The sequence below is a fragment of the Vibrio sp. 03_296 genome, assembly GCF_002265885.1.
The window spans coordinates 1-23,846 of sequence record NZ_NPKW01000007.1; the positions used below are offsets into that span (position 1 = coordinate 1).

The window sequence follows — 23,846 nt, forward strand, 5'->3', positions numbered from 1 at the left end:
GTCAAGCGGCCGTAGCACATGGTCGAATGGCCAATGAAATCAGTTTTAAATACGCTTGTCAGTTCATCGCTAGTCAACTGAAAGTAATGAGCAAAGCGGTATCTCCAGGTAATACACCGAAGCGTCTAAAAAGTCTGCGCGGAGACTTATCCATCCTTTTTATAGACAAACGCCCTAAGCCAAATCGGCCTAGGGCGGTAAAAATATCAAAGACCCGATATCCTGTTAATCGCAAGGCAGCTCCTCTTAAGTGAACTACATTGCAGGTTTGTGGGCCTTTAATGGGGGATATGCTTAATTTGAGGGGGGAGCAAACTGAGGTCGAAGTTGTTCACACACATGGCGCGCAAAGCCGCTGCCCGCTTCGTTATAAATATTAAAGGCAGCGTGTACGCCACTGTTAGTGAGCATCTCTAATTGGTCAGTGTATTCGGCAATCGCGGCAATTTGTCCTTGGTAGTTGCGACGTTTGAGCTGCTCAAGCGCGGTTTGATTACCTTGGTGGTGAGGCATGGCTAGTAAAACCAGCTTCACATTCGCGGTATCAAGAATGCGCTCCCAAAAGTCAGGGTCAGTGGCATCTCCTGCAATAACGTTTCTACCTTCTTCTCGATGATGCTGCGCAGCTTCTTCTCTCACTTCTACGCCTAAGCTGATTTTGCCGTAACGAGCGCGCAGTTCATCATAAGCCCCTGTTCCGATACGGCCCATACCTAGGATCAAGACTTGCGCGTTGCCTGGGTTGATCAACTGATCACGCTGATTGAGCTTTTCTGCGGCGGTTTCTTGCAGCCACTTTCCAGAGTGTTGATAGATTTGGTGGCCCATCTTGCTCAATGGCGCCGCAAGAATAAAAGAAAGTGAGACCGCAACAGCAAGGGCGACCAAAATATCACTCGGCATCCATCCCATTTTATAAGCTAAGCCGCCAACAATAAGGCCAAACTCACTGTAGTTAAACAGTGTCAACGATGCGAGCAAGGACGTGCGCACACGAAACTTAAAGTGATTGATGGTTAGGAAGTAAAGAAGGCCTTTCAGTGGCAGTAAGAGCAGGATGAGTAGTGCCAAAGAGACGCCAGTTAAACTGAGCGAGGCCGATAAACCGATATTGAGGAAGAAGCAGACGAGGAAAAGCTCCTTCATGTTAAATAGGGATTTGGCGAGCTCCGAGGATTTGCGGTGACCAGCTAATAACATACCCAGCACGAGCGCGCCAAGGTCTGGTTTCATACCGACAAGTTCAAATAACCCTGCCCCTGCGACAAGTGCGAAGAAGATACCAAACAGAACCAGCATTTCTCCGTGACCAACCCAGTCAAGAATCTTGTAGAAAAGAGGGCGTAACAAGGGCAAGGCGAATAGAGCAATGGCGTACCAATGGGGCAATTTCCCGGTTGAGGCGGTGAGGAATACCACGGCGAAGATATCTTGCATGATCAAAATACCAATCGCTAACGTGCCGTAAGTGGCGTTCATTTCGCCTTTTTCTTGTAATGATTTCACGGCAAAAACGGTACTGGAGAAGGAGAGTGCGAAGGCAAGCAAGACTAGGTGGCCAGTTTCCATCTCTGCCAGAGAAGAAATCCCGAGAAATTTTAGTCCAACAAACGCTGCGGTAAACAGTAATGTCGACAGAAGGTTATGAGCGGTCGCTCCTGCCCATATCTCTTTAGAGAGTAGGGTTTTGATTTCCAGTTTTAAACCAATGGTAAAGAGCAGTAGTGTCACCCCAAGATCGGCGAGTGTGGTGATCGTTAGATTACTTTCAAAACCAAATGCATGCAGCGCAAAACCCGCAAGCAGAAAACCGACAAGTGGAGGTAAGTTGCACTTTAGTGCTAAAAAGCCCGCCACAAAAGCGGTGGTTATCAAAATTATTTCCATGGTGCGCGCGTGACTTCCTTCAGATGTAAAAAGGGCTGTGTAAACACAGCCCAATTGTAACCTATGTAACTGGTTGATTGACAGGTGCTTTATTCACCCAACAACTTTTGTAACAAAACACCATTGAGCATAGCGCGTTTAATCATGGCAAACGCGCCCATCGTTGGCTGTTTATCGATCTGCGATGCGACAATAGGCAGTTGATTATGGAAGGTTTTTAGTGATTGGTTTTCAACATTACGTTGAATCGCAGGGAAAACAATGTCTTTTGCTGCAGTAATATCACCAGCGATGACAATTTTTTGTGGGTTAAACAAGTTAATGGTGATCGCAATCGCTTTGCCTAGCTGGTTGCCCACTCGAACTAAGCTTTGTTGCGCCAGTTCATCGCCTTCGAGAGCGTGGTTACAGACGTCCTGGATGGTAATGTGGTCCAGTTTTGCTAGTGATGACTCATAACCTTGCGCGATCAGTTTTTTCACACGCTGAATAATTGCTGGGTTTGCTGCTACGGTTTCAAGGCAGCCGAAATTACCACATTGGCATTGTTCACCAAGAGGATCGATTTGAATGTGGCCAATCTCACCAACGTTGCGGTTGAAGCCAAGGAATACTTGACCATTGACGATGATGCCGGCACCGGTACCGCGGTGAACACTGACGAGAATCGAGTCTTGGCAATCTTGACTTGCTCCAAAATAGTGTTCAGCTAACGCCATGCCACGCACGTCGTTACCAACGAAACATTCAATACCAAATTTTTCACGAATGATTTCGCCTAAAGCGAGTTTATCGATATCCGTGTTAGGCATGTACTCGACCACACCAGTTGTCGGGTTAACAAGGCCTGGGAGCGTAATGCCGATAGCGATAAGTTGATCAATTTTATCTTGGCTGCGACTAATAAAGTCTTTCAGCAAAGCAGTCAGACCTTGCTGCAGATCGGATTGGTTGGTGTAACGAAAATCGTGCTGATCTTGTGCTAACGCCGTTCCACCTAAATCGTAGAGGCAAAATTGCACGTAGTCGCGACCAAGACGCACAGCAACAGAGTGGAAGGGTTTGACCTCTGTTGTTAACGAGATTGCACGGCGACCGCCTGTGGAAGCTTGTTGTGCAACCTCTTTGATCAATCCCCGTTCAAGGAGTTGGCGGGTGATTTTTGTGACACTGGCAGGTGCCAGTTGACTGACATCTGCCACTTGTATGCGGGAGATAGGTCCTTGTTGATCAATCAATCTGTATACAGCTGCGCTGTTCAGTTGCTTTACTAAGTCTACGTTGCCTATCTGTCCGCCATTCATTCTTAATTTTGCTCGTATTGTCCGTTAACAACCGTCGCTTTAACATTGAAGTCTCGATCGAAAATGGTCAGGTTAGCGATGTAACCTTTCTTAATTCGGCCTAGGTAACCATCCACACCAATTGCTTTAGCAGGGTAGAGTGTTGCCATACGCAGAGCTTCGTCTAAAGCGATTCCGACATGTTCAACCGTATTTTCGACCGCTTCGATCATCGTCAACGCTGAACCGCCCAATGTGCCATTCTCATCAACACATTTGCCATCACGGTAATATACTTTCTTACCAACAAAAATAAAGTAATCCATGTTAGCGCCTGCAGGAGCTGTGGCATCGGTCACTAATACTAGCTTCTCGCCTTTGATCTTGTGCGCAATTCTGATGTTTGCATAATCAACATGGAAACCATCAGCAATGATCCCAGCATAAACATCAGGAGTGTCATAAATTGCACCCACGACACCTGGCTCGCGACCAACCATTGGTGTCATCGCATTGAAAAGGTGAGTGGCAAAGGTGATGCCCGCTTCAAAGCCTTTTCTTGCCTCTGCGTAAGTCGCGTTCGTGTGGCCGATAGACACAACGATGCCCGCATTACGCAGCTTTTCAATATGTTCAGGAGCGTTCAACTCTGGAGCCAGTGTCACTTTGGCTACGACGTCCGCGTTTTCGCAGATAAAGTCAACCATGCTGGTGTCAGAAGGACGGATATAGTCGACACTGTGAATGCCTTTTTTCATCACATTCAGATAGGGACCTTCGAGATGCAAGCCAAGTGATTGGTTTTTGTACTTAGCATGGTACTCGCGTGCTGCCGTGATTGCGGCACGCATGTCGGCATCAGAAGAAGTGATCAGAGTTGGCAGAAAGCTTGTACAGCCTGATTTCAAGTTGGCTTCATGCATAATTTGCATCGTTTCTGCAGTGATTTCGTCGTTCAGCATCACGCCACCACAGCCATTCAACTGTAGGTCGATAAAACCAGGGCTAACGTTAGCGCCTGCAAGATCTTTTACTTCGATTCCTGAAGGTAGATCCGCTGCAGGTACAATCGATGTGATCAAATCATTTTCGATGATGAGAGCGTGTTCAGAAAGAACATCACTTCCTGTATAAATTTTACAGTTAGTTAGCGCGTACATGTTCAGCTAATCCTTATCAAATGAGATTTAAATTCGTTTCATTTACGGATCCTTAGACAGCAATTCATCCAAAATATTGGATACTTAGTTTGTGTCGCTGAATTAGACCGTAAAGGCGGTACAGCAAGCATTGGCAAGATAAACTCTAAGCAACGTAAGATGCTGAAAATTATTTGTTTTTATAGTTAATTAAGTGATCTTAAAAGCCCTTTTAGCGTTTTACTTCAATCAACAAGGGCAAAAAACGTTATTCATTTATCACTAAAAGTCTGAGAATTTTATCGCCAATTCACCATTTTTTTGAATGATAAAATAAGTTTTATGATCTCGCTAGCAAAAACCTTTGGGAAGGGCAAAATCTGGTGATTATGATCACAAACAAAGAGCTTTTAATTTGCGGAGCAAAATTAATGTCATAAACTGGAAAAGACTAAATTGGACGACTAAAAAAAGTCTTCCGAAAAATGAAAATCCTATAGGGGGAACTTAAGGTGAATATTCTTGGATACGCGCAAAAGTTAGGTAAAGCACTTATGCTTCCTATCGCAACGCTACCAGTTGCGGCGCTCTTACTACGTTTGGGTCAAGGTGACCTGTTGGATATCCCATTCATGGCGCAAGCTGGTGGTGCTATCTTTGGTCAACTTCCTCTTCTTTTCGGTCTTGGTATTGCGATTGGTCTTTCTAAAGACGGTCAAGGTGCTGCAGGTCTAGCAGGTGCAGTGGCGTACTTTGTACTAACTGCAACGGCAACAACAATTGATGCTTCTATCAACATGTCGTTCTTCGGCGGTATCATCGGTGGTATCATTGCTGGTCACTCATACAACGCTTTCCATGCTACACGTCTTCCTGAGTGGTTGGCATTCTTCTCTGGCAAACGTCTAGTGCCTATTATGGCAGGTCTATTCTCACTGGTTGCTGGTGCAGTTGCTGGTGTGGTTTGGCCTTCAATCCAAGGCGGTCTTGATGCTCTAGCACACGCTGTATCGACTTCTGGTGCTGTAGGTCAATTCGTTTACGGTACTCTAAACCGTGCACTAATTCCTGTTGGTCTTCACCACGTTCTTAACTCATACTTCTGGTTTGGTATGGGTACGTGTCAAGAGATCCTAGTAACAGGTGCTCAATCAGCTGGTCAAGCTCTACCGGCTCTACAACAGCTTTGTGTAGACCCAGCACTAGCGAAAACTCTTGTTGCTGGTCAAACTCACACATTTGAGTTTGCTAACGCTGTAACTCCTGAAATCACAGCAACAGTGAAAGAAGTAACTGAAACAGTGAAATCTGGTGACCTACACCGCTTCTTCGGTGGTGACAAAGGCGCTGGCGTATTCATGAACGGCTTCTTCCCTGTGATGATGTTTGGTCTACCTGGTGCTGCTCTAGCGATGTACCTAGCAGCTCCAGCAGAAAAACGTAGCCAAGTTGGTGGTGCACTGTTCTCTGTAGCGTTCTGTTCATTCCTAACCGGTATCACAGAGCCACTAGAATTCATGTTCGTGTTCCTAGCTCCAGCACTATACGCTCTACACGCTGTGTTCACTGGTCTAGCACTAGTTGTAGCAAACATGTTCGGCACACTACATGGCTTTGGTTTCTCAGCAGGTCTAATCGACTTCCTATTGAACTGGGGTCTAGCAACTAAGCCATTCGTACTGCTACTAATCGGTCTAGCTTTCGGTGCTCTATACTTCTTCACTTTCTTCTTCGCAATCCGCGCATTCAACCTGAAATCGCCAGGTCGTGAAGATGATGATTCTGAAACAACTGCGCCTTCTGGTGATGCAAAGAGTGGTGATCTAGCTCGTCAATACCTAAAAGCACTAGGCGGTCATGAGAATCTTACATCAATCGATGCATGTATAACTCGCCTACGTCTAACGCTTAAAGACCGCTCTGTTGCTGACGAAGCAGTACTTAAGAAACTGGGTGCTAAAGGTGTGGTTAAGCTTGGCGAAAACAACCTACAAGTTATCCTTGGTCCTCTAGCTGAAATCGTTGCTGGTGAAATGAAAGCAATTGGTGTCAACGAAGACCTATCAGAAGTGAAACTGCCTTAATAGCCATCACTCTGAATGATATGAAAGCCTCCTTCGGGAGGCTTTTTCTGTTTTGGCACTCTATCTTGGTCTTTTCAGACAAATAATCCCATTTAAACGCGAGATCTTATTGTCTAATGGTACAGAATTGTGGATCATTAACGACAGTTTGCTCTGAAGTCGCGTTGACGTTTCAGAGCTAAGTTTTCTCTGAACAATACTAAAACAAACTTGAGGTGCTTTAGATGAGTGAAGCTGATGCTCGTCCATCAAACTTTATTCGTCAGATCATTGATAAAGATCTGGCGGATGGCAAACACACGAGTGTGCATACACGATTCCCACCGGAGCCAAACGGCTACCTACACATCGGCCATGCAAAATCGATCTGTTTGAACTTTGGTATTGCTCAGGACTATCAGGGTAAGTGTAATCTTCGTTTCGACGATACCAACCCTGAGAAAGAAGACATCGAATACGTTGAGTCGATCAAAAATGATGTGAGCTGGTTAGGCTTTGAATGGGATGATGAGATCTGTTACTCATCGAACTATTTCGACAAGCTTTACGAGTATGCAGTGGAACTGATTAACAAAGGCTTAGCGTACGTTGATGAGCTAAGTCCAGAGCAGATCCGTGAGTACCGTGGTACGTTGACTGCGCCAGGTAAGCCTAGCCCTTATCGCGATCGTTCTGCGGAAGAAAACCTTGCGCTGTTTGAAAAAATGCGCGATGGCGGTTTTGAAGAAGGTAAAGCGTGTCTTCGTGCGAAGATTGACATGGCGTCGTCGTTCATTGTTATGCGCGATCCTGTTCTTTACCGCGTGCGTTTTGCGTCTCACCACCAGACTGGTGACAAATGGTGCATTTACCCAATGTACGACTTTACGCACTGTATTTCAGATGCGTTAGAAGGCATTACGCACTCAATTTGTACTCTTGAGTTTATGGACAACCGTCGCTTGTACGATTGGGTTCTCGACAACATCACTATTGATTGTCGTCCTCATCAATACGAGTTTAGCCGTCTGAACCTTGAATACACGGTGATGTCTAAGCGTAAGCTCAACCAGTTGGTGACTGAGAAGTTGGTTAATGGTTGGGATGACCCACGTATGCCGACTATCTCTGGTTTACGCCGTCGCGGTTTTACACCAGCATCAATTCGCGAGTTTTGTAAGCGTATCGGTGTGACGAAGCAAGAAAACATGATCGAGTTTAGTTCATTGGAATCTTGCATCCGTGATGATTTGAATGAAAATGCCCCTCGCGCGATGGCGGTGTTGGATCCGGTTAAGCTAGTGATTGAAAACTTCCCGGCAGGCGAACTAGAAAATCTGACGGTTGCTAACCATCCAAATAAACCAGAAATGGGTGAGCGTGAAGTGCCGTTTAGCCGTGAAATCTGGATCGAGCGTGAAGATTTCCGCGAAGAAGCAAACAAGAAGTACAAACGCTTGGTTCTTGGCAGCGAAGTGCGTCTGCGTGGCGCGTATGTGATTAAAGCTGAGCGTGTTGAGAAAGACGACGAAGGTAATATCACGACCATCTTCTGTACTTACGATTCAGAGACTTTGGGTGTTAACCCTGCGGATGGCCGTAAAGTACGTGGTGTGATTCATTGGGTATCGGCGGATAAAGGTGTTCCTGCTGAAATTCGTCTATACGATCGTCTGTTCACGGTACCAAATCCAGCAGCGGCAGATGACTTTGCTTCAACCATCAATCCGGAATCTTTGACGGTGATGAATGGCTTTGTTGAGCCAAGCTTAGTGGAAGCAGAAGCTGAAAAAGGCTATCAGTTTGAGCGTATGGGTTACTTCTGTGCGGATTCTAAAGACTCCTCTAAAGAGCATTTGGTTTTCAACCGCACTGTAGGTCTACGTGATACTTGGGCGAAGATTGAAGCGAAATAAGCGCTATTAAGCTAAGAAAAAACCCAACTCATTGAGTTGGGTTTTTTTATTGGCGCAACAAAAAGCCAGCAATATGCTGGCCTTTAAAAACTATCGAGCGTCGATATCAGCTCTTACGTTTATGCGCGTCTGGATTACCTTTGCATGAGCCATCGCCACACTTGCCGTAAAGGTAGAGGCTGTGGTTTGTCAGTTGAACATTATAAGCGGCGGCGATTTCTTTTTGGCGCTCTTCAATAATGTCATCCGAAAACTCAATAACTTCACCGCAGTCGAGACAAACTAGGTGATCATGGTGATGTTGAGTTGAAAGTTCAAATACCGATTTACCGCCTTCAAAGTGGTGGCGAGTAACAATACCGGCATCATCAAACTGGTTCAACACTCGATATACTGTCGCAAGGCCAATCTCTTCGCCAAGATCAATCAGCTTCTTATAAAGGTCTTCAGCACTGATGTGTTGGCAATCCGGTTGCTGTAGTACTTCTAAAATTTTCAGCCTTGGAAGGGTAACTTTAAGACCAGCATCCTTTAGCGCTTGGTTATTGTCTGACATATACTTTCCCGTTGATGATCTGCCGCGATTAACAGAATTCAATATTCTGAACATTATAGGTTAACCAGAGATAACAATAAACCACGAACTTCAAAGGGTTACTATATTCTTTTTGTAAATTCGCGTTAGGTCGCTTATATTGCTCATCTGACCAGTTACAATTTAATAACAATTTGCAAAGAGAGCTAGGAAGGCATGAACAAGCAACTCGCGAAGATCTACAAACCGGGAATGGTTAAGTTCGCTTTAAACATTTGGCCTCCATTTTGGGGGGCGGGAATTCGCATTTTACGTATAAGTGATGATTTCCGTACGGTTGAAATGAGACTGAAATTGCGCTGGTGGAACAAAAACGCCAATCGTACTCAGTATGGCGGGAGTATTTTCTCTTTAACGGATCCAGTTTATTCATTAATGCTGATGGGGATCTTGGGGGAGGAGTACTATGTCTGGGACAAGGAAGCCAGCATTAACTTTATTCAACCTGGAAAAAGTGATCTCTTTGCTAAGTTTGAGATCTGCCAATCGGTGTTAGATGAGATTTACTCCGTGACAAAGAGAGGGGAGAAGTGCTTTCCTGAGTTTGTCATCCATGTCAAAGATGCACAAGGGAATGTGGTTTCGGAAGTTCAGCGTAAGTTGTATGTACGCAAAAAACCGCAATATCGAGAAGAAGTCATCGTGACAAACTAAAAAAACCTCCCGAAGGAGGTTTTCATCATTAGTCTTCAAGCTCTGCTAGGCACATTTCTTCGTAGATTTGTTCAACCCAGTTTTTCACACGCTCTTCAGTGAGTTCTGGTTGGCGATCTTCATCAATGCATAAACCGACGAATAGGCTGTCATCACCAGCAACTAAGGCTTTTGACGCTTCGAACTCATAGCTCTCAGTTGAAGTGTGACCTAGGATGGTGCCACCTTTTGCTTCTACGATATCGCGAACTGTGCCCATTGCGTCACAGAAATATTCTGCGTAGTCCTCTTGGTCGCCACAACCAAAAATGGCCACTAGTTTAGTCGAGAAATCGATTTTCTCTAACTCTGGGAAAAAGTCATCCCAATCACACTGAGCTTCACCGTAGTACCAAGTTGGGATGCCTAAAAGCAGCAGGTCGAAGTTGTCGATATCTTCTTTACTACTTTTTGCGATGTCTTGTACGTGAACGAGTTTTTTACCTAGTTGCTTTTGAATCATCTTAGCAACGGCTTCGGTGTTGCCTGTGTCGCTGCCGAAGAAGATACCTACACTTGCCATAGAGTTTATACCTTTAATAATGTCTGTTGTTGGCACGGATGCTGTGGTTTAACCCAGCCCTGTGCCTTCCCAGCTAAGCTGAATAATACCTTTTGCGATAAAACCGGCACAGCCAAGGAAGAGCACTAGCCACACAATACGACGACCAAATACCGGAACATTTCCCTGGTTTAATACGTCTTTTATCGCCATACCAATAAGAAAGAAGATAGACGCAAAAAGAAGATCGAGTCCAATCGATTCCAGCATGTTCATGTAGTCGTAGAGCATAGTGTTCCTTTCATGCCAATTTAGCTTGCGCGCACTATATCACTCTTACGCCATAAAGTTAATGCACACAAAGTGGGGATATCCCAATAAAACTTGGCGATTTTTCGTATTTGTTAACTAGAAATGAATTTTCTGATCGCACGAAGAACTTCTGCTGGTTTTTCAGCGTGTAGCCAATGCCCAGTACCAGCGATAACGTGCGCTTTTACTCGACTAAACTGCTGCTGAACCAAGCTTTGATGCTCTGTCGTCAAATAGTCAGAATCGCCTCCTTTGACAAACAAGGTGGGAATGTTGGTCTGCTCTATCGGTATCCAACCTAATATTGAATCGTAGTTAGCGATCAGGGCGTCGACATTGAATCGCCATGCCAAATGATTGCCTTCTTTGTGCAACGACTTGGCAAGAAACTGTCGTACGCCATCGAGTTCAATGTGGTGCGCGAGTAATTGCAACGCCTCAAGGCGTGATGTTGGCTTCTGTTCCATCACCGCGTGCAGTCCGTTAAAAACATTATCATGACGCCTTTGTTGGTACGCGACGGGGGCCATGTCTAACACGATCAACTGAGTGACGAGATTAGGCGCGAGATTGGCCATTTTCATCGCGACTTTTCCACCCATTGAATGGCCGATGACAATCGCTTTATCGATACCTAATGTGCTTAGCGTGTCGATAACATCTTGAGCCATGAGCTTGTAATCGTGTTGTTGAGACTTAAAAGATAAGCCATGGTTACGGAGGTCTAAGCTGATGACACGATGATCTTGTGAGAGATCTCGTGCGAGTAGACCTAAGTTACTTAAACTGCCGAACAAGCCGTGTAGCAAAACAATGGCTTGACCGTCACCTTCGAGTTTGTAATTGAGCAATGCTGACATTTTATCTTGTTCGTGATGGGTTTAACGTGGAGTATCCGCGAGGATCTCGTTATAATCCCCCAGAGTTTAAACATTGAGATTGTGAAAAGCGAATGAAAACAATTGAGGTTGATGAGGATCTATACCGTTACATTGCTAGTCAAACCCAGCATATTGGCGAAAGTGCATCGGATATTTTGCGCCGCCTATTGAATGTGGATGGACGTCAGACTGTTGCCCCTATTACGATAGAACCGAAAGGCATCGTAGTAAGCAAAGATGCAGGCAAAGACACTCAACTTGATGGCGTAAAAGAGATGCGCTCACTATTAATTTCTGATGAGTTTGCCTCATTAAAGAAAGCCATCGATCGATTTATGCTTGTGCTGAGCACGCTACATCGCATCAACCCTGAGTCGTTTACTCAAGCGACAAAAGTGAAAGGTCGTAAGCGTGTTTATTTCGCTGACAATGAGGCGACATTGCTAGAAAATGGCAATACGACGAAACCAAAATCCATTCCAGGCACGGGTTTTTGGGTCATCACCAATAACAACACTAGCCGTAAGAGGCAAATGGTCGAGCAAGTGATGGTACATATGGAATTCCAGCCTGATTTAATTGAAAAAGTAACAGGTTCAATTTAAGAAACCTGATAGAAGCCTCATAATGCGCAAGATTATGCCGATATTATGAGGCTTTTTTGTTTGAGTATATTTTAAGAAAGGATGTCATTAATGGCTATGCACCCTCGTGCAGGGCAGAAAGCTCTGCAAGAAGATCTTCACAATATCCCAGCACTCGTTGCTAATTATTTCCTCCTTCAACCCGATCCGACAAACTCAGCACACAAAGTAGAGTTTGGTACGTCAGGGCATCGCGGTTGTGCGGATAAATCCACTTTTAACGAACATCATATTTTAGCGATTGCTCAAGCGGTGGCTGAAGTACGTGCGGAGCAAGGTACAACGGGTCCTCTTTTTGTGGGTAAGGATACGCATGCGTTGTCTGAGCCAGCGTTTTCTACCGTTGTTGAAGTGCTGATTGCCAATGGTGTGACGGTGATTGTACAAGAACAAAATGGCTATACCCCAACTCCGGGTATTTCCCATGCGATCCTGACATACAACTTACAACACGAAGAAAAAGCAGACGGTATTGTGATCACTCCGTCTCATAACCCACCACAAGATGGCGGTATCAAATACAACCCGACTCATGGTGGCCCCGCTGAAGGTGAGCTAACTCAGCGAATTGAGAATCGTGCAAACGTACTCATCGCAGAGGGGTTGCAAGGTGTTAAGCGTATGCCGTTGGCGCAAGCGAAAGCGTCATCGCTATTTGTAGAGCAAGATCTGGTCAAACCTTATGTTGATGATTTGGTGAATGTGATCGATATGGCTGCCATCCAAAAAGCAGGCCTGAAACTGGGTGTCGATCCTCTCGGCGGCAGTGGCATTGATTATTGGCGTCAGATTGGTAAAGCATACAATTTAGATCTTACTTTAGTGAGTGAAGCCATTGACCCTTCTTTCCAGTTTATGTCATTGGATAAAGATGGTGTGGTTCGTATGGACTGTTCTTCTCCCTATGCAATGGCAGGATTGCTGGCGCTAAAAGATCAGTATGATCTCGCGTTTGGTAATGACCCAGATTACGATCGCCATGGTATTGTCACGCCAAAAGGCTTGATGAATCCGAACCACTTTTTAGCTGTTTGCATTGATTACCTATACCGTCATCGTCAAGGTTGGGCTGCGGATGTGGCTGTGGGTAAAACCCTAGTTTCTAGCGCCATGATTGACCGAGTGGTAGCCGATCTTGGTCGTGAGCTATGTGAAGTACCGGTTGGCTTCAAATGGTTTGTGGATGGGTTGTACAACGGTAAGTTTGGCTTTGGTGGTGAAGAGAGTGCTGGAGCCTCATTCTTGCGCCAAGATGGTACACCATGGTCGACAGACAAAGATGGCATCATTCTTTGTTTACTGGCTGCGGAAATCACCGCAGTGACCGGTAAAAACCCGCAGCAATATTACGACGAGCTGGCGGCTAAACATGGTGAGTCTCAGTACAGCCGAATCCAAGCGGTTGCCAATGGTCCTCAGAAAGAGGTACTGAAGAAGCTCTCTGCTGAAATGGTTAAGGCAGAAACCTTGGCTGGTGATGAGATTACCGCGAGACTGACCCATGCGCCTGGTAATGGCGCAGCGATTGGTGGTCTAAAAGTGACAACAGCGAACGGTTGGTTTGCTGCGCGTCCATCGGGTACTGAAGATATCTACAAGATCTATTGTGAGAGCTTCAAAGGCGCAGAACACCTCAAACAAATCGAGTTGGAAGCGCAAGAGATTGTCAATCAAGTCTTCGCCGAAGCAGGTCTATAATTCTTTACTGCTGATAATCGATTTCTAATGATAATTAAAATCCCAAACACAGCGTTTGGGATTTTTTATTGTCGGAATAAAATTAAATTCATATAGCGAATGCATTTGTTTTATTTATTCTCGCTGTTTATTTTAATGATTTTGTCGAAATTGAGTTAGATCATTAAATAATGAAACTCTGCTCTGTTTCGATTAAAATTTTTAAACCATGATTAAGTTTAAAAAATTAAACGACTATTGGTTGTAATTGGTGATTTTGCTCGAGAATAATCCACGTTAATTCAGATTAAATTTGATTCAGATCGCTTTTAATTTGTCCAACTTAAGTTTAAAAATGTCTACTCATACTTGTTGGAGTAACTCTAAAGGAGTATTTTTTTGTCATTGAGTTTAAATATGTAAACTGACGATGATGAGTGTAAAACAAGTACGATTTACTAACGAAGACAGAGAAGCGCTGAAAAGCTACTACCGCCTTGCTGATACGATTGCAGATCTCATCGGTCCTCACTGTGAAGTGGTTATTCATTCTTTTGAAAGTCTTGAAAACTCTGTGGTTAAAATCGTCAATGGTCATCATACAGGACGAAAAATCGGTTCACCAATTACCGACCTTGGGCTTCGTATGTGGAGTCGTTTTGAAAAAACGGGAGAAGTGTCACCAAAGAGTTATTTCACCAACTCGGCGGACGGTTCGTTACTAAAATCGACAACATGTGTGCTTGATGGGCCAAATAAAAAACCTATTGGTATGTTATGTATCAATATGAATCTTTCTTTTCCGTTTCCTGAGATCATCAAAACCTTACTTCCTCAATGTACGTCGGCTAATTCGTTGGTTCATGAAAATTTCAGTAATAACGCGAATGACGTTATTCAACAAGCACTCGCGTCAGCAATAAGTGAAATCGAGAGCAACACATCCGTTACGGCAAAAGGTCGTAATAAAGCCATTGTTCGTCATCTTTTTGAAAATGGTATTTTTGAACTAAAAGAGACGACGACACAGATATCAGAAAGCTTGGGGATTAGTCGCCAAGCTATTTATAAATTTATTCGAGAATTCAAATCAGAGTAGTTCGTTAATTAAGGAGTTTAACGTGAAAGAAATTATATCTACATCAGCGGCACCAGCGGCCATTGGCCCATATTCGCAAGGAACTATTTATGGAGATTTGGTTTACACCTCAGGCCAGCTTCCATTAGTACCAGAAACAATGCAATTTGTTGAAGGTGGGATTAAGGAACAAGCAAAACAGTCTCTGGATAACCTGAAAGCGGTATTGGAAGCCAGTGGTGCAGGGCTCGATAGCGTACTGAAAACCACTTGTTTTCTTTCCGATATGGAAAACTTCGCTGCATTTAATGAGGTGTACACCGAGGTGTTTGGTACTGAGAATGCACCAGCGCGCTCGTGCGTCGAAGCGGCACGACTGCCAAAAGACGCTTTAGTTGAAATTGAAGCCATTGCCTACAAAAAGTAACGGCCATCCGGAAACCATGAGCATCAATAGGAGACTCTCATGAGCTTATCATTCATCGCATTAAGCGTATTGTTCTTCGGGTTCTATGCGTTACTTGCGAACTTTAAAAAACAAAAGAAAAGCTTTAACTTCCGCGTACTGAGTGCGCTTGCTGCTGGTCTGTTATTCGGCGGTGCGATTCAACTCGTATTCGGTGTTGGCAACGTTGCAACGGCAGGCTTTGCTGAACTGATTTCTGTGTTCGGTAAAGGCTACATAAAGCTTCTACAAATGATCGTGATTCCACTGGTCTTCGTGGCCATGATTTCGTCAATCATGAACGTAGAGGGCGGTGGCGCACTATCTCGTATCGCGCCCAAAATCATCGGTATCCTACTTTTCACTTGTGCTATCTCCGCCGCTGTGGGCATCGCAAGTATTTACCTATTCGGTATCGATGCCAATGCACTCGTGAGTTCAATTGGTACCAACAGCGCCATTGAAGCGCGCGGTAATGCTTTGGTTGCAACCCAGAGTGCGATGGCAAGCAGTGGCCTATCTGGCATGGCGTTATCCATTATCCCAACCAATATTTTCGACATGCTAACGGGCTCTCAGCGCACTTCAACACTATCGACGGTACTGTTCGGTATGTTCCTTGGCTACTGTATCCTGCAAGTGAAAAACCGTAAGCCGGAGAAAGTGCAAAACTTCGTTGATTTCATCAATGCTGCCAAAGAAGTGGTGCTTTCAATGGTACGTGAGATTCTCAAGCTGACGCCTTACGGTGTGTTCGCTCTGATGACCACGTTTATGATGACCAACGATTTGTTCGCGCTGGCGGAAATGGGGCGCTTCCTACTCGCAAGCTATGTGGCCATTGGAGTGATGTTTGCGATCCACTTCGTGATGGTGTCTATGTTTGGCCTATCGCCTGCGAAGTTCATGAAGAAGACTTGGCCTGTACTCGTCTTTGGTTTTGGATCTCGTTCAAGTATGGCAGCTATTCCACTCAACGTAGAAACGCAAACTCAGCGTTTGGGCGTGGATGAAGAAACGGCGAATATGTCAGCAACATTTGGTACCAGTATCGGCCAGAATGGGTGTGCGGGTATCTACCCTGCAATGCTTGCAATCATGGCGTCTCAAGTGATGGGCATTCCAGTTGATTTAAGTTTTGTACTACAGCTGATCGCCGTTATCGCGATTGCGTCATTCGGCATTGCCGGTGTGGGTGGCGGTGCAACGTTCGCTGCAGTGGCGGTACTAACCATTATGGGCCTTGATATCACGGTAGTAGCGATTCTAGTTTCGATCGAAGCATTAATCGATATGGCTCGTACTGCGCTTAACATCTCTGGCTCAATGCTCTCTGGTGTGCTTACCGCGAAGAAAAATGGCTCGTTAAATCTTGAGCAATACAACGCAGAGAATGGCGCAGCCGCGACCAAAGAAGCGGCAGTGTAATGTGTAAATGAAATGGAGAGCACCCATGAAGGGTGCTCTTCGGTTTTCCTAAGTTCAGTTTATTTAGGTAGTAAATATGAAAGTTGTTGTCGTAGGCGGTAGCGCCGCTGGGATGAGTTTTGCCGCAAAGTACAAGCGTAATCAGCCATCGGATGAAGTGATTGTGCTGGAGAAGCGAGATTACATCTCATTTGGTGCGTGTGGCTTACCTTACTTTGCTGGTGGCATGTTTGATGACACCGAGCGTATGATTTCGCGTACGCCAGAACAAGCGATTAAATCTGGTTTGGATGTGCGCATTGAAACCGAAATGGTGGCATTAGATCGCATTGAAAAGCGGATCACGATTCGTCATCAAGGTGAAGAAACCACTTTAGATTACGATATGATGGTGATTGCCACTGGTGCTCGCCCTATCGTCCCTTCGTTTGGTGAGTTCAACTCAGAGCACGTATACACACTAACCAGCATGGAAGATGGCTTGGCGGTAAAACAAGCGCTTAAGGACAGCAACAAACAACGTGTTTGCGTGATTGGCGGTGGTTTTATTGGCCTTGAAGTGTTTGATGCCGCTCACTTGCTCGGTAAGCATGTCACCATCATTGAACGCGAGCAACATGTCATGAGTCGTCAATTCAGCGCTGAAATGATCGAAGTTGTGGAAGGCGCGATTCGCGAATCGGGAGCAGAGCTTAAAACCAGTTGCAGCGTATCAGCCATTCGCGACGCGGAGCAGGGCGGTTACATCGTAGAAACCGACAACGGCAATGTAGAAGCAGACGTTGTGATCATGTCACTTGGTTTTAAACCAAATACAGAAGCATTCGAGTTACCAAAAGCAGCGAACGGCGCATTGCTAGTGGATGAGTTTGGCGCAACTGAAGATGCACACATTTACGCTGTTGGCGACTGTGCCGTGGTTCACCACATGGCGCTAGGCAAATCAGTGTATGTTCCACTGGCGACGACAGCCAACAAACAAGCGCGCATGATGGCGGATAAGCTTGCTGGCAAAGACACTTACATGAATGGTTTCCTAGGCTCATCTTGCTTAAAAGTGTTGGACTACGAACTAGCATGCACTGGCGTATCTGAACTGCTCGCGAAAGAGCATGGCTTAGATGTGAGGGTTTCCACTATTTCAGATAAGAACCAAACCGATTACTACCCAGGCCAAGAAGACATCAAAGTGAAGCTGGTTTACCACCCAGAGACTAAGGTTCTACTTGGCGGTGAGATTGTTGGTAAAAAAGGTGCAGTGGGTCGAATCAACGCGCTAGCGGTTGCGATTACGGCCAAAATGACCACACAACAGCTAGGTTACATGGACTTTTGCTACGCACCGCCATTTGCACGCACATGGGATGCATTAAATGTGGCTGGCAACGTCGCGAAATAATGGCACAGTACGAAGGGAAGCGATGCTTCCCTTTTTTACATTCCATTGTGTGGCCAATTATCCGGCACGATAAACCAGAATTGGCCACTTTTACTTTGTGCGTGAACAAACCTATCCTGTGGTTCCTGGACTGGCGTGTCAAACTCGCTGGTTCCCACGGCCCAATGGTGTTTATCCAACGCATAGAGCGGTTCAGGTATTTGAGACCATTGATGGGCAAAACACCAATATCCTTTGATTACCTGCGCGTTGAGGGAATACCCCAAGCACTTTTGAGGGATGACTTGATCTAAAAAGGGATTAATGTAGAGCCGCCCTTGCATGAGAAGGTGTTCGCTGCAATTGCGGTATTGGGGATGCGATGCTAAGAATGCCTCGTTTGAGCTCATCTTCAATTGGTGGTTGAGCATATGGTTTAACTTTTTGTCGAGGCGATCTTTCGCATTCGGGCCATACCACAAACCATCGTGCAACAAGTAGAACTTGATCGCCACCTCCCAATGCTGGTAGTTCGAGTCAGCAGTATTGCGCAACATAAAGTCGATGGCGCCGAGTGTGCGCTGGTGATCTTTTAGCTGCAGTTCTTCTTCAACCAAATCAATCGTCTTGGTGTTTTGAAATAGAGTGCTGCATAGGTGTTGATATAAGAAGCCCAATCTCTTGTTGCCTTGATAGGGAGGTAAGGTTGATGGCACAGAGGCATCGAGTGACTGTAACTGAGCAAAAGGTGGTTTCAGTTCAAACAGAGAGGGAGAATGTAATATCCAGTGTAGAAAGCGCTGTTGTGATTCCATCATTGTGCTCGAGGTTGGATCCGATATTGTATTGCTGACAAGCTTGAGTATACACTTTGCGGGTAACTTTAGTCTGGAATCTAAGATGAACAACCTCGAATTAGAAAAAATCTTAAATGAGAAACTGACCCCCCAGTTGATTAAGGATTACTGCCCAAACGGCCTGCAAATCGAAGGCAGTGAGACGATAAAAAAAATCATCACCGGAGTGACCGCTTCTCAAGCGTTAATCGATAAAGCGGTTGAACTCAATGCTGATGCACTGCTTGTGCACCATGGCTATTTTTGGAAAGGTGAAGCTGAGCCTATCCGTGGAATGAAAGGAAAACGCGTCCGCACTCTGATCAAAAATGATCTCAACTTATTTGCTTATCACTTGCCTCTCGATATTCACCCAGAGCTCGGTAACAACGCTGAGCTGGCACGTTTGCTTGAGATAAAGGTTGAGGGTGGTTTAGAAGGGCATCCTCAATCCGTGGCCATGTTTGGGCGCCTCAAACAGCCGCTTACAGGGGCTGAATTTGCCCAAAAACTGGCATCTGCGCTTCACCGCGAACCTTTGCACATTGCCCCAGAAAATCGCCATAAAATGATTGAAACGGTAGGTTGGTGTACTGGTGGTGGACAAGATTACATTGAGCTTGCTGCACAACATGGCCTAGATGCTTTTATCTCTGGCGAAATTTCTGAGCGAACCACTTACAGTGCCCGAGAGTTAGATATCCATTACTATGCCGCTGGCCATCATGCTACTGAGCGGTACGGAATTAAGGCGCTTGGAGAATGGTTGGTACAACAACACCAATTGGATGTTGAATTTATTGATATCGATAATCCGGTATAGGCGAAATATCATAAAGTCGCAAAACAAAAAGGGTTGAGACCATGTCTCAACCCTTTTCAATTTTAACACTGTGCGTATTACTCGCGTTCGTGCATAGGTTGGAAATCGCGTTGAACTTCCCCTGTGTATAACTGACGAGGGCGACCGATACGGTTCAGTGGATCACTGTGCATTTCGTTCCAGTGAGCAATCCAACCGATGGTGCGTGAAATTGCGAAGATAACGGTAAACATTGAGACTGGAATGCCAATCGCTTTCAGAATGATGCCTGAGTAGAAATCAACGTTCGGGTACAGTTTCTTCGAGACAAAGTACTCGTCTGAAAGAGCAATGCGCTCAAGTTCCATTGCAACATCAAGCAGTGGATCTTGAATGTTGAGCTCTTTAAGCACTTCGTGACAGGTTTCACGCATAACGGTTGCGCGTGGATCGTAGTTCTTGTAAACACGGTGACCAAAGCCCATCAAACGGAATGGGTCATCTTTGTCTTTCGCTCGATCCACGTACTCAGGAATGTTGTCGACTGAACCAATCTCTTCCAACATCTTCAGACACGCTTCATTTGCACCGCCATGAGCTGGACCCCAAAGCGATGCAATACCTGCCGCAATACAAGCAAACGGGTTTGCACCAGAAGAACCCGCCAAACGTACCGTTGACGTTGACGCATTCTGTTCGTGGTCGGCATGTAGAGTAAAGATCTTGTCCATCGCACGTGCAACGACAGGGTTCACTTCATATTCTTCACATGGTGTAGCAAACATCATGTGTAGGAAGTTTTCTGCGTAGCTCAAATCATTGCGAGGGTAGATGAACGGTTGGCCTGTTGAGTACTTGTAACACATAGACGCAAGCGTTGGCATTTTAGACAACAGACGATACGCAGTGATCTCACGATGCACGTCGTTGTTGATGTCTAAAGAATCATGGTAAAACGCAGCAAGTGCGCCAACAACGCCACACATTACTGCCATAGGGTGTGCATCACGACGGAAGCCATGGAAGAAGCTGGCAATTTGTTCGTGCACCATAGTGTGGCGAGTAACAGTTGTTTTGAATTTCTCGTATTGCTCACGAGTAGGGGCTTCACCGTAAAGTAGAATATAACAAACCTCTAGATAATCAGCGTTGTTTGCAAGCTGATCAATAGGGTATCCACGGTGAAGCAGGATGCCTTTTCCGCCGTCGATGTATGTTATTTGCGATTCACAAGATGCAGTGGCAAGAAAACCCGGGTCGAAAGTGAAGTAGCCGTTCGCTCCTAGCTTACGAACATCAATTACGGGCGTTCCTAAAGAACCTTCCATAATTGGCAATTCGATCGGCGCTTTACCTTCAACATGAAGGGTCGCTTTCTTATCCGCCATAACAATCTCCTTTGTTTATTATTTAATCCGTCCAGGATGTTTATATGCCTTTTTTGTACTGGTGTTAAAGATTAAAGTCAATTCTTCTCCCTTTTTGTGTGCACTTGTTATTATTTTTTGCATTAAAATCGTTAAAAATCTGTTCTGTGTAGCATAATTTGTTACATCAATTGTATTAGAATGTTGCCAGCCGTATAGTGGCGCAGAAATTTTTGGTTAACTCCTTATAAATTCGGGGCTAGAAACAATTGTGAGGTGTTTCTTTTAGCTTTTTTGTTAACAAGTTTTTTACAATTTAATGGAATCATTTGCCGGAATGTTGTTAATTAAATGTTAACTTTTGTGGGGTTGGGAGCCAAAATTCGTTCATAACAATAAATGCTCAATGGAGCTGAGTGAGCAAGCCCGTGAAAGAAAGAAAGTCAAGACCTGTTAATTTAGATTTACAGACCATTCGCTTTCCTATCACAGCAATCGCGTCCATCCTGCACCGTGTGTCAGGTGTGATTACGTTTGTTGCGGTGGGAATTTTGCTTTGGTTACTATCCATTTCTCTGTCATCCCCAGTAGGCTTTATGGAAGCAAGCGACATCGTCGATAGCTTCTTTGTGAAGTTTATTCTATGGGGCATTTTAACTGCGTTGGCATACCACATCGCTGGTGGTATTCGTCACCTGATGATGGACTTAGGCCATTTTGAAGAGCTTGAGTCTGGCGCAATGAGTGCCAAAGTTGCATTTGCTGCCACCGCTGTCTTATCACTATTGGCGGGGATTTTGGTATGGTAAAACACGTTTCCTCTGTTGGTCGTAACGGTGTGCACGATTTCTTATTGATTCGTGCAACGGCCATCATCATGACTCTTTACACCATTTATCTTGTTAGCTTCTGTGCGTTCACAGATATCAACTATGCATCCTGGACTCAGTTTTTTGGTGGCACTTTTACTAAAGTCTTCACCATGCTTGCTCTCGCTTCTGTCCTGATTCATGCCTGGATTGGATTATGGCAAGTGCTGACTGACTACATCAAGTGCGCCAAATTGCGTGGCGGTTTACAACTGGGTGTGATCGCACTGCTGTTCGGGTATTTCTTCTCTGGTCTGTTTGTATTGTGGGGTGCATAAGTGTCTATTCCAGTTCGCGAATTTGATGCCGTAGTAATCGGCGCTGGTGGTGCAGGCATGCGTGCTGCACTACAAATTTCTGAGCAAGGCCTTTCTTGTGCATTGCTATCTAAAGTATTTCCAACACGCTCACACACTGTATCGGCTCAAGGTGGTATTACCGTTGCTCTCGGTAACTCACACAAAGACGATTGGCAGTGGCATATGTATGACACCGTTAAAGGTTCCGATTACATTGGTGACCAAAACGCCATTGAGTACATGTGTAAGAATGGTCCTGAGTCAGTGATCGAGCTTGAAAAAATGGGCCTGCCTTTCTCTCGTTTTGATAACGGCAGTATCTACCAGCGTCCATTTGGTGGTCAGTCAAAAGAGTTTGGTGGCGAGCAAGCGGCGCGTACCGCTGCAGCGGCAGACCGTACTGGTCACGCACTGCTCCACACTCTGTATCAGCAAAACGTAAAACACAAAACCATGATCTTCTCTGAGTGGTATGCACTTGACCTGGTGAAAAACCAAGATGGTGCGGTTGTGGGTTGTACAGCGGTATGCATGGAAACGGGTGAAATTTGCTACTTCAAGTCGAAGGCGACCATTTTAGCAACCGGTGGTGCTGGCCGTATCTACGCTTCGACAACCAATGCACACATCAATACAGGTGATGGCGTTGGTATGGCACTGCGTGCGGGTGTTCCAATGCAAGATATGGAAATGTGGCAGTTCCACCCAACGGGTATTGCCGGTGCTGGTGTTCTTGTCACGGAAGGCTGTCGTGGTGAAGGTGGTTATCTTCTTAACAAAGATGGCGAGCGTTTCATGGAGCGTTATGCGCCGAATGCGAAAGATTTGGCTGGTCGCGACGTTGTTGCACGTTCAATGATGATCGAAATCCGTGAAGGTCGTGGTTGCGATGGTCCTTGGGGTCCACACATTAAACTCAAGTTGGATCACCTAGGTAAAGATGTGCTTGAATCGCGTCTACCAGGTATCTGTGAGTTGTCGCGTACCTTCGCTCACGTTGATCCAGTAAAAGAGCCAATCCCAGTTATCCCAACTTGTCACTACATGATGGGTGGTGTACCGACGCAAGTTTCTGGTCAAGCGATCAAACAAACTGCCGATGGCAAAGACGTCGAAGTTCAAGGTCTATTCGCGTGTGGTGAAATTGCGTCTGTATCAGTACATGGCGCAAACCGTCTAGGTGGTAACTCACTGCTTGACCTCGTGGTATTCGGTCGTGCAACGGGTCTTCACCTTGGTGAAACTTTGGCGGCACAAGCGGAAGCTCGCGATGCATCAGCATCGGACATTGAAGCCTCACTTTCTCGCTACATGCGCTGGGAAAACAGCAAAGGTGGTGAGGATCCAGTTCAGATTCGTAAAGATCTACAACGTTGTATGCAGAACAGCTTCTCGGTATTCCGTGAAGGTGACGCTATGGCGACAGGTCTGGAAGAGCTGAAAGTGATTCGTGAGCGCCTGAAAGATGCACATCTTTCTGACAAATCAACTGAGTTCAATACTCAGCGTATCGAGTGTCTAGAGCTAGACAACTTGATGGAAACGGCATTCTCAACAGCAGTTGCGGCCAACTATCGCACAGAAAGTCGCGGTGCTCACGCCCGCTTTGACTTCCCAGATCGTGACGATGAAAACTGGCTATGCCACTCTATCTACAACCCGGAAACGGAGCAAATGAGCAAGCGTGATGTCAATATGACGCCTGTTCATCGTGATGCGTTCCCACCAAAAGTACGTACATACTAAGGGAGG

At 45.4% G+C, this 23,846-nt stretch carries 22 protein-coding genes and 1 pseudogene; 14 read left to right on the forward strand and 9 right to left on the reverse strand.

Features of this window, described 5'->3' with window-relative positions; all coding sequences use genetic code 11:
• Window positions 1-254: pseudogene (locus CIK04_RS00195) on the forward strand (IS4 family transposase); the annotation flags it as partial.
• 40 nt (window positions 255-294) lie between these two features.
• Here the strand turns inward: CIK04_RS00195 and CIK04_RS00200 are convergent.
• The 3 genes from CIK04_RS00200 to nagA form a co-directional block, all read right to left on the reverse strand.
• On the reverse strand, window positions 295-1,887 hold the full coding sequence (locus tag CIK04_RS00200) for a cation:proton antiporter family protein (RefSeq protein ID WP_039541617.1): 1,593 nt from the start codon (window positions 1,885-1,887) through the stop codon (window positions 295-297).
• Window positions 1,888-1,976: 89 nt separating this feature from the next.
• Window positions 1,977-3,191, reverse strand: a complete 1,215-nt coding sequence (locus CIK04_RS00205; RefSeq protein WP_011149784.1) for an ROK family protein — start codon at window positions 3,189-3,191, stop codon at window positions 1,977-1,979.
• A 2-nt stretch (window positions 3,192-3,193) separates the two neighbouring features.
• Window positions 3,194-4,330: an N-acetylglucosamine-6-phosphate deacetylase gene (gene nagA / locus CIK04_RS00210; RefSeq protein ID WP_039548883.1), complete on the reverse strand. Its 1,137-nt coding sequence runs from the start codon at window positions 4,328-4,330 to the stop codon at window positions 3,194-3,196.
• Between the two features lie 491 nt (window positions 4,331-4,821).
• Here nagA and nagE point away from each other — a divergent pair, with 491 nt between their 5' ends.
• Window positions 4,822-6,393, forward strand: coding sequence for an N-acetylglucosamine-specific PTS transporter subunit IIBC (gene nagE, locus CIK04_RS00215; RefSeq protein WP_017421027.1), 1,572 nt, complete (start codon window positions 4,822-4,824; stop codon window positions 6,391-6,393).
• Between the two features lie 224 nt (window positions 6,394-6,617).
• A complete protein-coding gene (glnS, locus tag CIK04_RS00220; protein WP_045629213.1) occupies window positions 6,618-8,288 on the forward strand; it encodes a glutamine--tRNA ligase in 1,671 nt (556 codons plus the stop codon).
• Between the two features lie 106 nt (window positions 8,289-8,394).
• Here glnS and fcrX read toward each other — a convergent pair whose 3' ends face one another.
• The gene (gene fcrX, locus CIK04_RS00225) at window positions 8,395-8,844 is read right to left on the reverse strand and encodes a ferric iron uptake transcriptional regulator FcrX (protein WP_026050458.1); all 450 of its coding nucleotides are present in this window, start codon (window positions 8,842-8,844) and stop codon (window positions 8,395-8,397) included.
• A 195-nt stretch (window positions 8,845-9,039) separates the two neighbouring features.
• On the opposite strand from fcrX, the gene CIK04_RS00230 reads away from it, so the two are divergent.
• Window positions 9,040-9,537, forward strand: coding sequence for a DUF4442 domain-containing protein (locus CIK04_RS00230; RefSeq protein WP_011078291.1), 498 nt, complete (start codon window positions 9,040-9,042; stop codon window positions 9,535-9,537).
• Window positions 9,538-9,565: 28 nt separating this feature from the next.
• Here the strand turns inward: CIK04_RS00230 and fldA are convergent, their stop codons facing one another.
• From fldA to CIK04_RS00245, 3 genes are all read right to left on the reverse strand, one after another.
• Window positions 9,566-10,099 (reverse strand): flavodoxin FldA, encoded by a 534-nt coding sequence (fldA, locus tag CIK04_RS00235; RefSeq protein ID WP_011149787.1) that lies wholly within the window; start codon window positions 10,097-10,099, stop codon window positions 9,566-9,568.
• A gap of 48 nt (window positions 10,100-10,147) precedes the next feature.
• The gene (locus CIK04_RS00240; RefSeq protein WP_011078289.1) at window positions 10,148-10,369 is read right to left on the reverse strand and encodes a DUF2788 domain-containing protein; all 222 of its coding nucleotides are present in this window, start codon (window positions 10,367-10,369) and stop codon (window positions 10,148-10,150) included.
• A 113-nt stretch (window positions 10,370-10,482) separates the two neighbouring features.
• Window positions 10,483-11,250: an alpha/beta fold hydrolase gene (locus tag CIK04_RS00245; protein ID WP_097353218.1), complete on the reverse strand. Its 768-nt coding sequence runs from the start codon at window positions 11,248-11,250 to the stop codon at window positions 10,483-10,485.
• A gap of 92 nt (window positions 11,251-11,342) precedes the next feature.
• On the opposite strand from CIK04_RS00245, the gene seqA reads away from it, so the two are divergent.
• From seqA to CIK04_RS00275, 6 genes are all read left to right on the forward strand, one after another.
• A complete protein-coding gene (gene seqA / locus CIK04_RS00250; RefSeq protein WP_017421023.1) occupies window positions 11,343-11,876 on the forward strand; it encodes a replication initiation negative regulator SeqA in 534 nt (177 codons plus the stop codon).
• Window positions 11,877-11,966: 90 nt separating this feature from the next.
• Window positions 11,967-13,613 carry a phosphoglucomutase (alpha-D-glucose-1,6-bisphosphate-dependent) gene (gene pgm / locus CIK04_RS00255; RefSeq protein WP_026050457.1) on the forward strand — a complete coding sequence of 549 codons (1,647 nt, stop codon included), beginning with the start codon at window positions 11,967-11,969 and terminating at the stop codon, window positions 13,611-13,613.
• Between the two features lie 409 nt (window positions 13,614-14,022).
• Complete coding sequence (locus CIK04_RS00260) at window positions 14,023-14,691, forward strand: transcriptional regulator (protein WP_045608473.1); 669 nt, start codon at window positions 14,023-14,025, stop codon at window positions 14,689-14,691.
• Between the two features lie 22 nt (window positions 14,692-14,713).
• The gene (locus CIK04_RS00265) at window positions 14,714-15,097 is read left to right on the forward strand and encodes a RidA family protein (RefSeq protein ID WP_017788841.1); all 384 of its coding nucleotides are present in this window, start codon (window positions 14,714-14,716) and stop codon (window positions 15,095-15,097) included.
• Window positions 15,098-15,136: 39 nt separating this feature from the next.
• Window positions 15,137-16,543 (forward strand): cation:dicarboxylate symporter family transporter, encoded by a 1,407-nt coding sequence (locus CIK04_RS00270; protein WP_017421019.1) that lies wholly within the window; start codon window positions 15,137-15,139, stop codon window positions 16,541-16,543.
• Window positions 16,544-16,619: 76 nt separating this feature from the next.
• Entirely contained in the window at window positions 16,620-17,942 is a 1,323-nt protein-coding gene (locus tag CIK04_RS00275; RefSeq protein WP_039541607.1) for a CoA-disulfide reductase, read from the forward strand.
• A 35-nt stretch (window positions 17,943-17,977) separates the two neighbouring features.
• Here CIK04_RS00275 and CIK04_RS00280 read toward each other — a convergent pair whose 3' ends face one another.
• A complete protein-coding gene (locus tag CIK04_RS00280) occupies window positions 17,978-18,739 on the reverse strand; it encodes a DUF1853 family protein (RefSeq protein ID WP_080721844.1) in 762 nt (253 codons plus the stop codon).
• Between the two features lie 82 nt (window positions 18,740-18,821).
• Here CIK04_RS00280 and CIK04_RS00285 point away from each other — a divergent pair, with 82 nt between their 5' ends.
• Window positions 18,822-19,580, forward strand: coding sequence for a Nif3-like dinuclear metal center hexameric protein (locus CIK04_RS00285; protein WP_026130428.1), 759 nt, complete (start codon window positions 18,822-18,824; stop codon window positions 19,578-19,580).
• A 77-nt stretch (window positions 19,581-19,657) separates the two neighbouring features.
• Here the strand turns inward: CIK04_RS00285 and CIK04_RS00290 are convergent, their stop codons facing one another.
• Complete coding sequence (locus CIK04_RS00290) at window positions 19,658-20,947, reverse strand: citrate synthase (RefSeq protein ID WP_017421015.1); 1,290 nt, start codon at window positions 20,945-20,947, stop codon at window positions 19,658-19,660.
• 395 nt (window positions 20,948-21,342) lie between these two features.
• On the opposite strand from CIK04_RS00290, the gene sdhC reads away from it, so the two are divergent.
• The 3 genes from sdhC to sdhA are packed head-to-tail and all read left to right on the forward strand — an operon-like array spanning window position 21,343 to window position 23,840.
• Window positions 21,343-21,735 (forward strand): succinate dehydrogenase cytochrome b556 subunit, encoded by a 393-nt coding sequence (gene sdhC, locus CIK04_RS00295; protein ID WP_011078278.1) that lies wholly within the window; start codon window positions 21,343-21,345, stop codon window positions 21,733-21,735.
• Entirely contained in the window at window positions 21,729-22,073 is a 345-nt protein-coding gene (gene sdhD, locus CIK04_RS00300; RefSeq protein WP_011078277.1) for a succinate dehydrogenase, hydrophobic membrane anchor protein, read from the forward strand. Before sdhC ends, sdhD begins: the two co-directional genes overlap by 7 nt.
• Window positions 22,074-23,840 (forward strand): succinate dehydrogenase flavoprotein subunit, encoded by a 1,767-nt coding sequence (sdhA, locus tag CIK04_RS00305; protein WP_011078276.1) that lies wholly within the window; start codon window positions 22,074-22,076, stop codon window positions 23,838-23,840.
• Window positions 23,841-23,846: the final 6 nt, after the last annotated feature.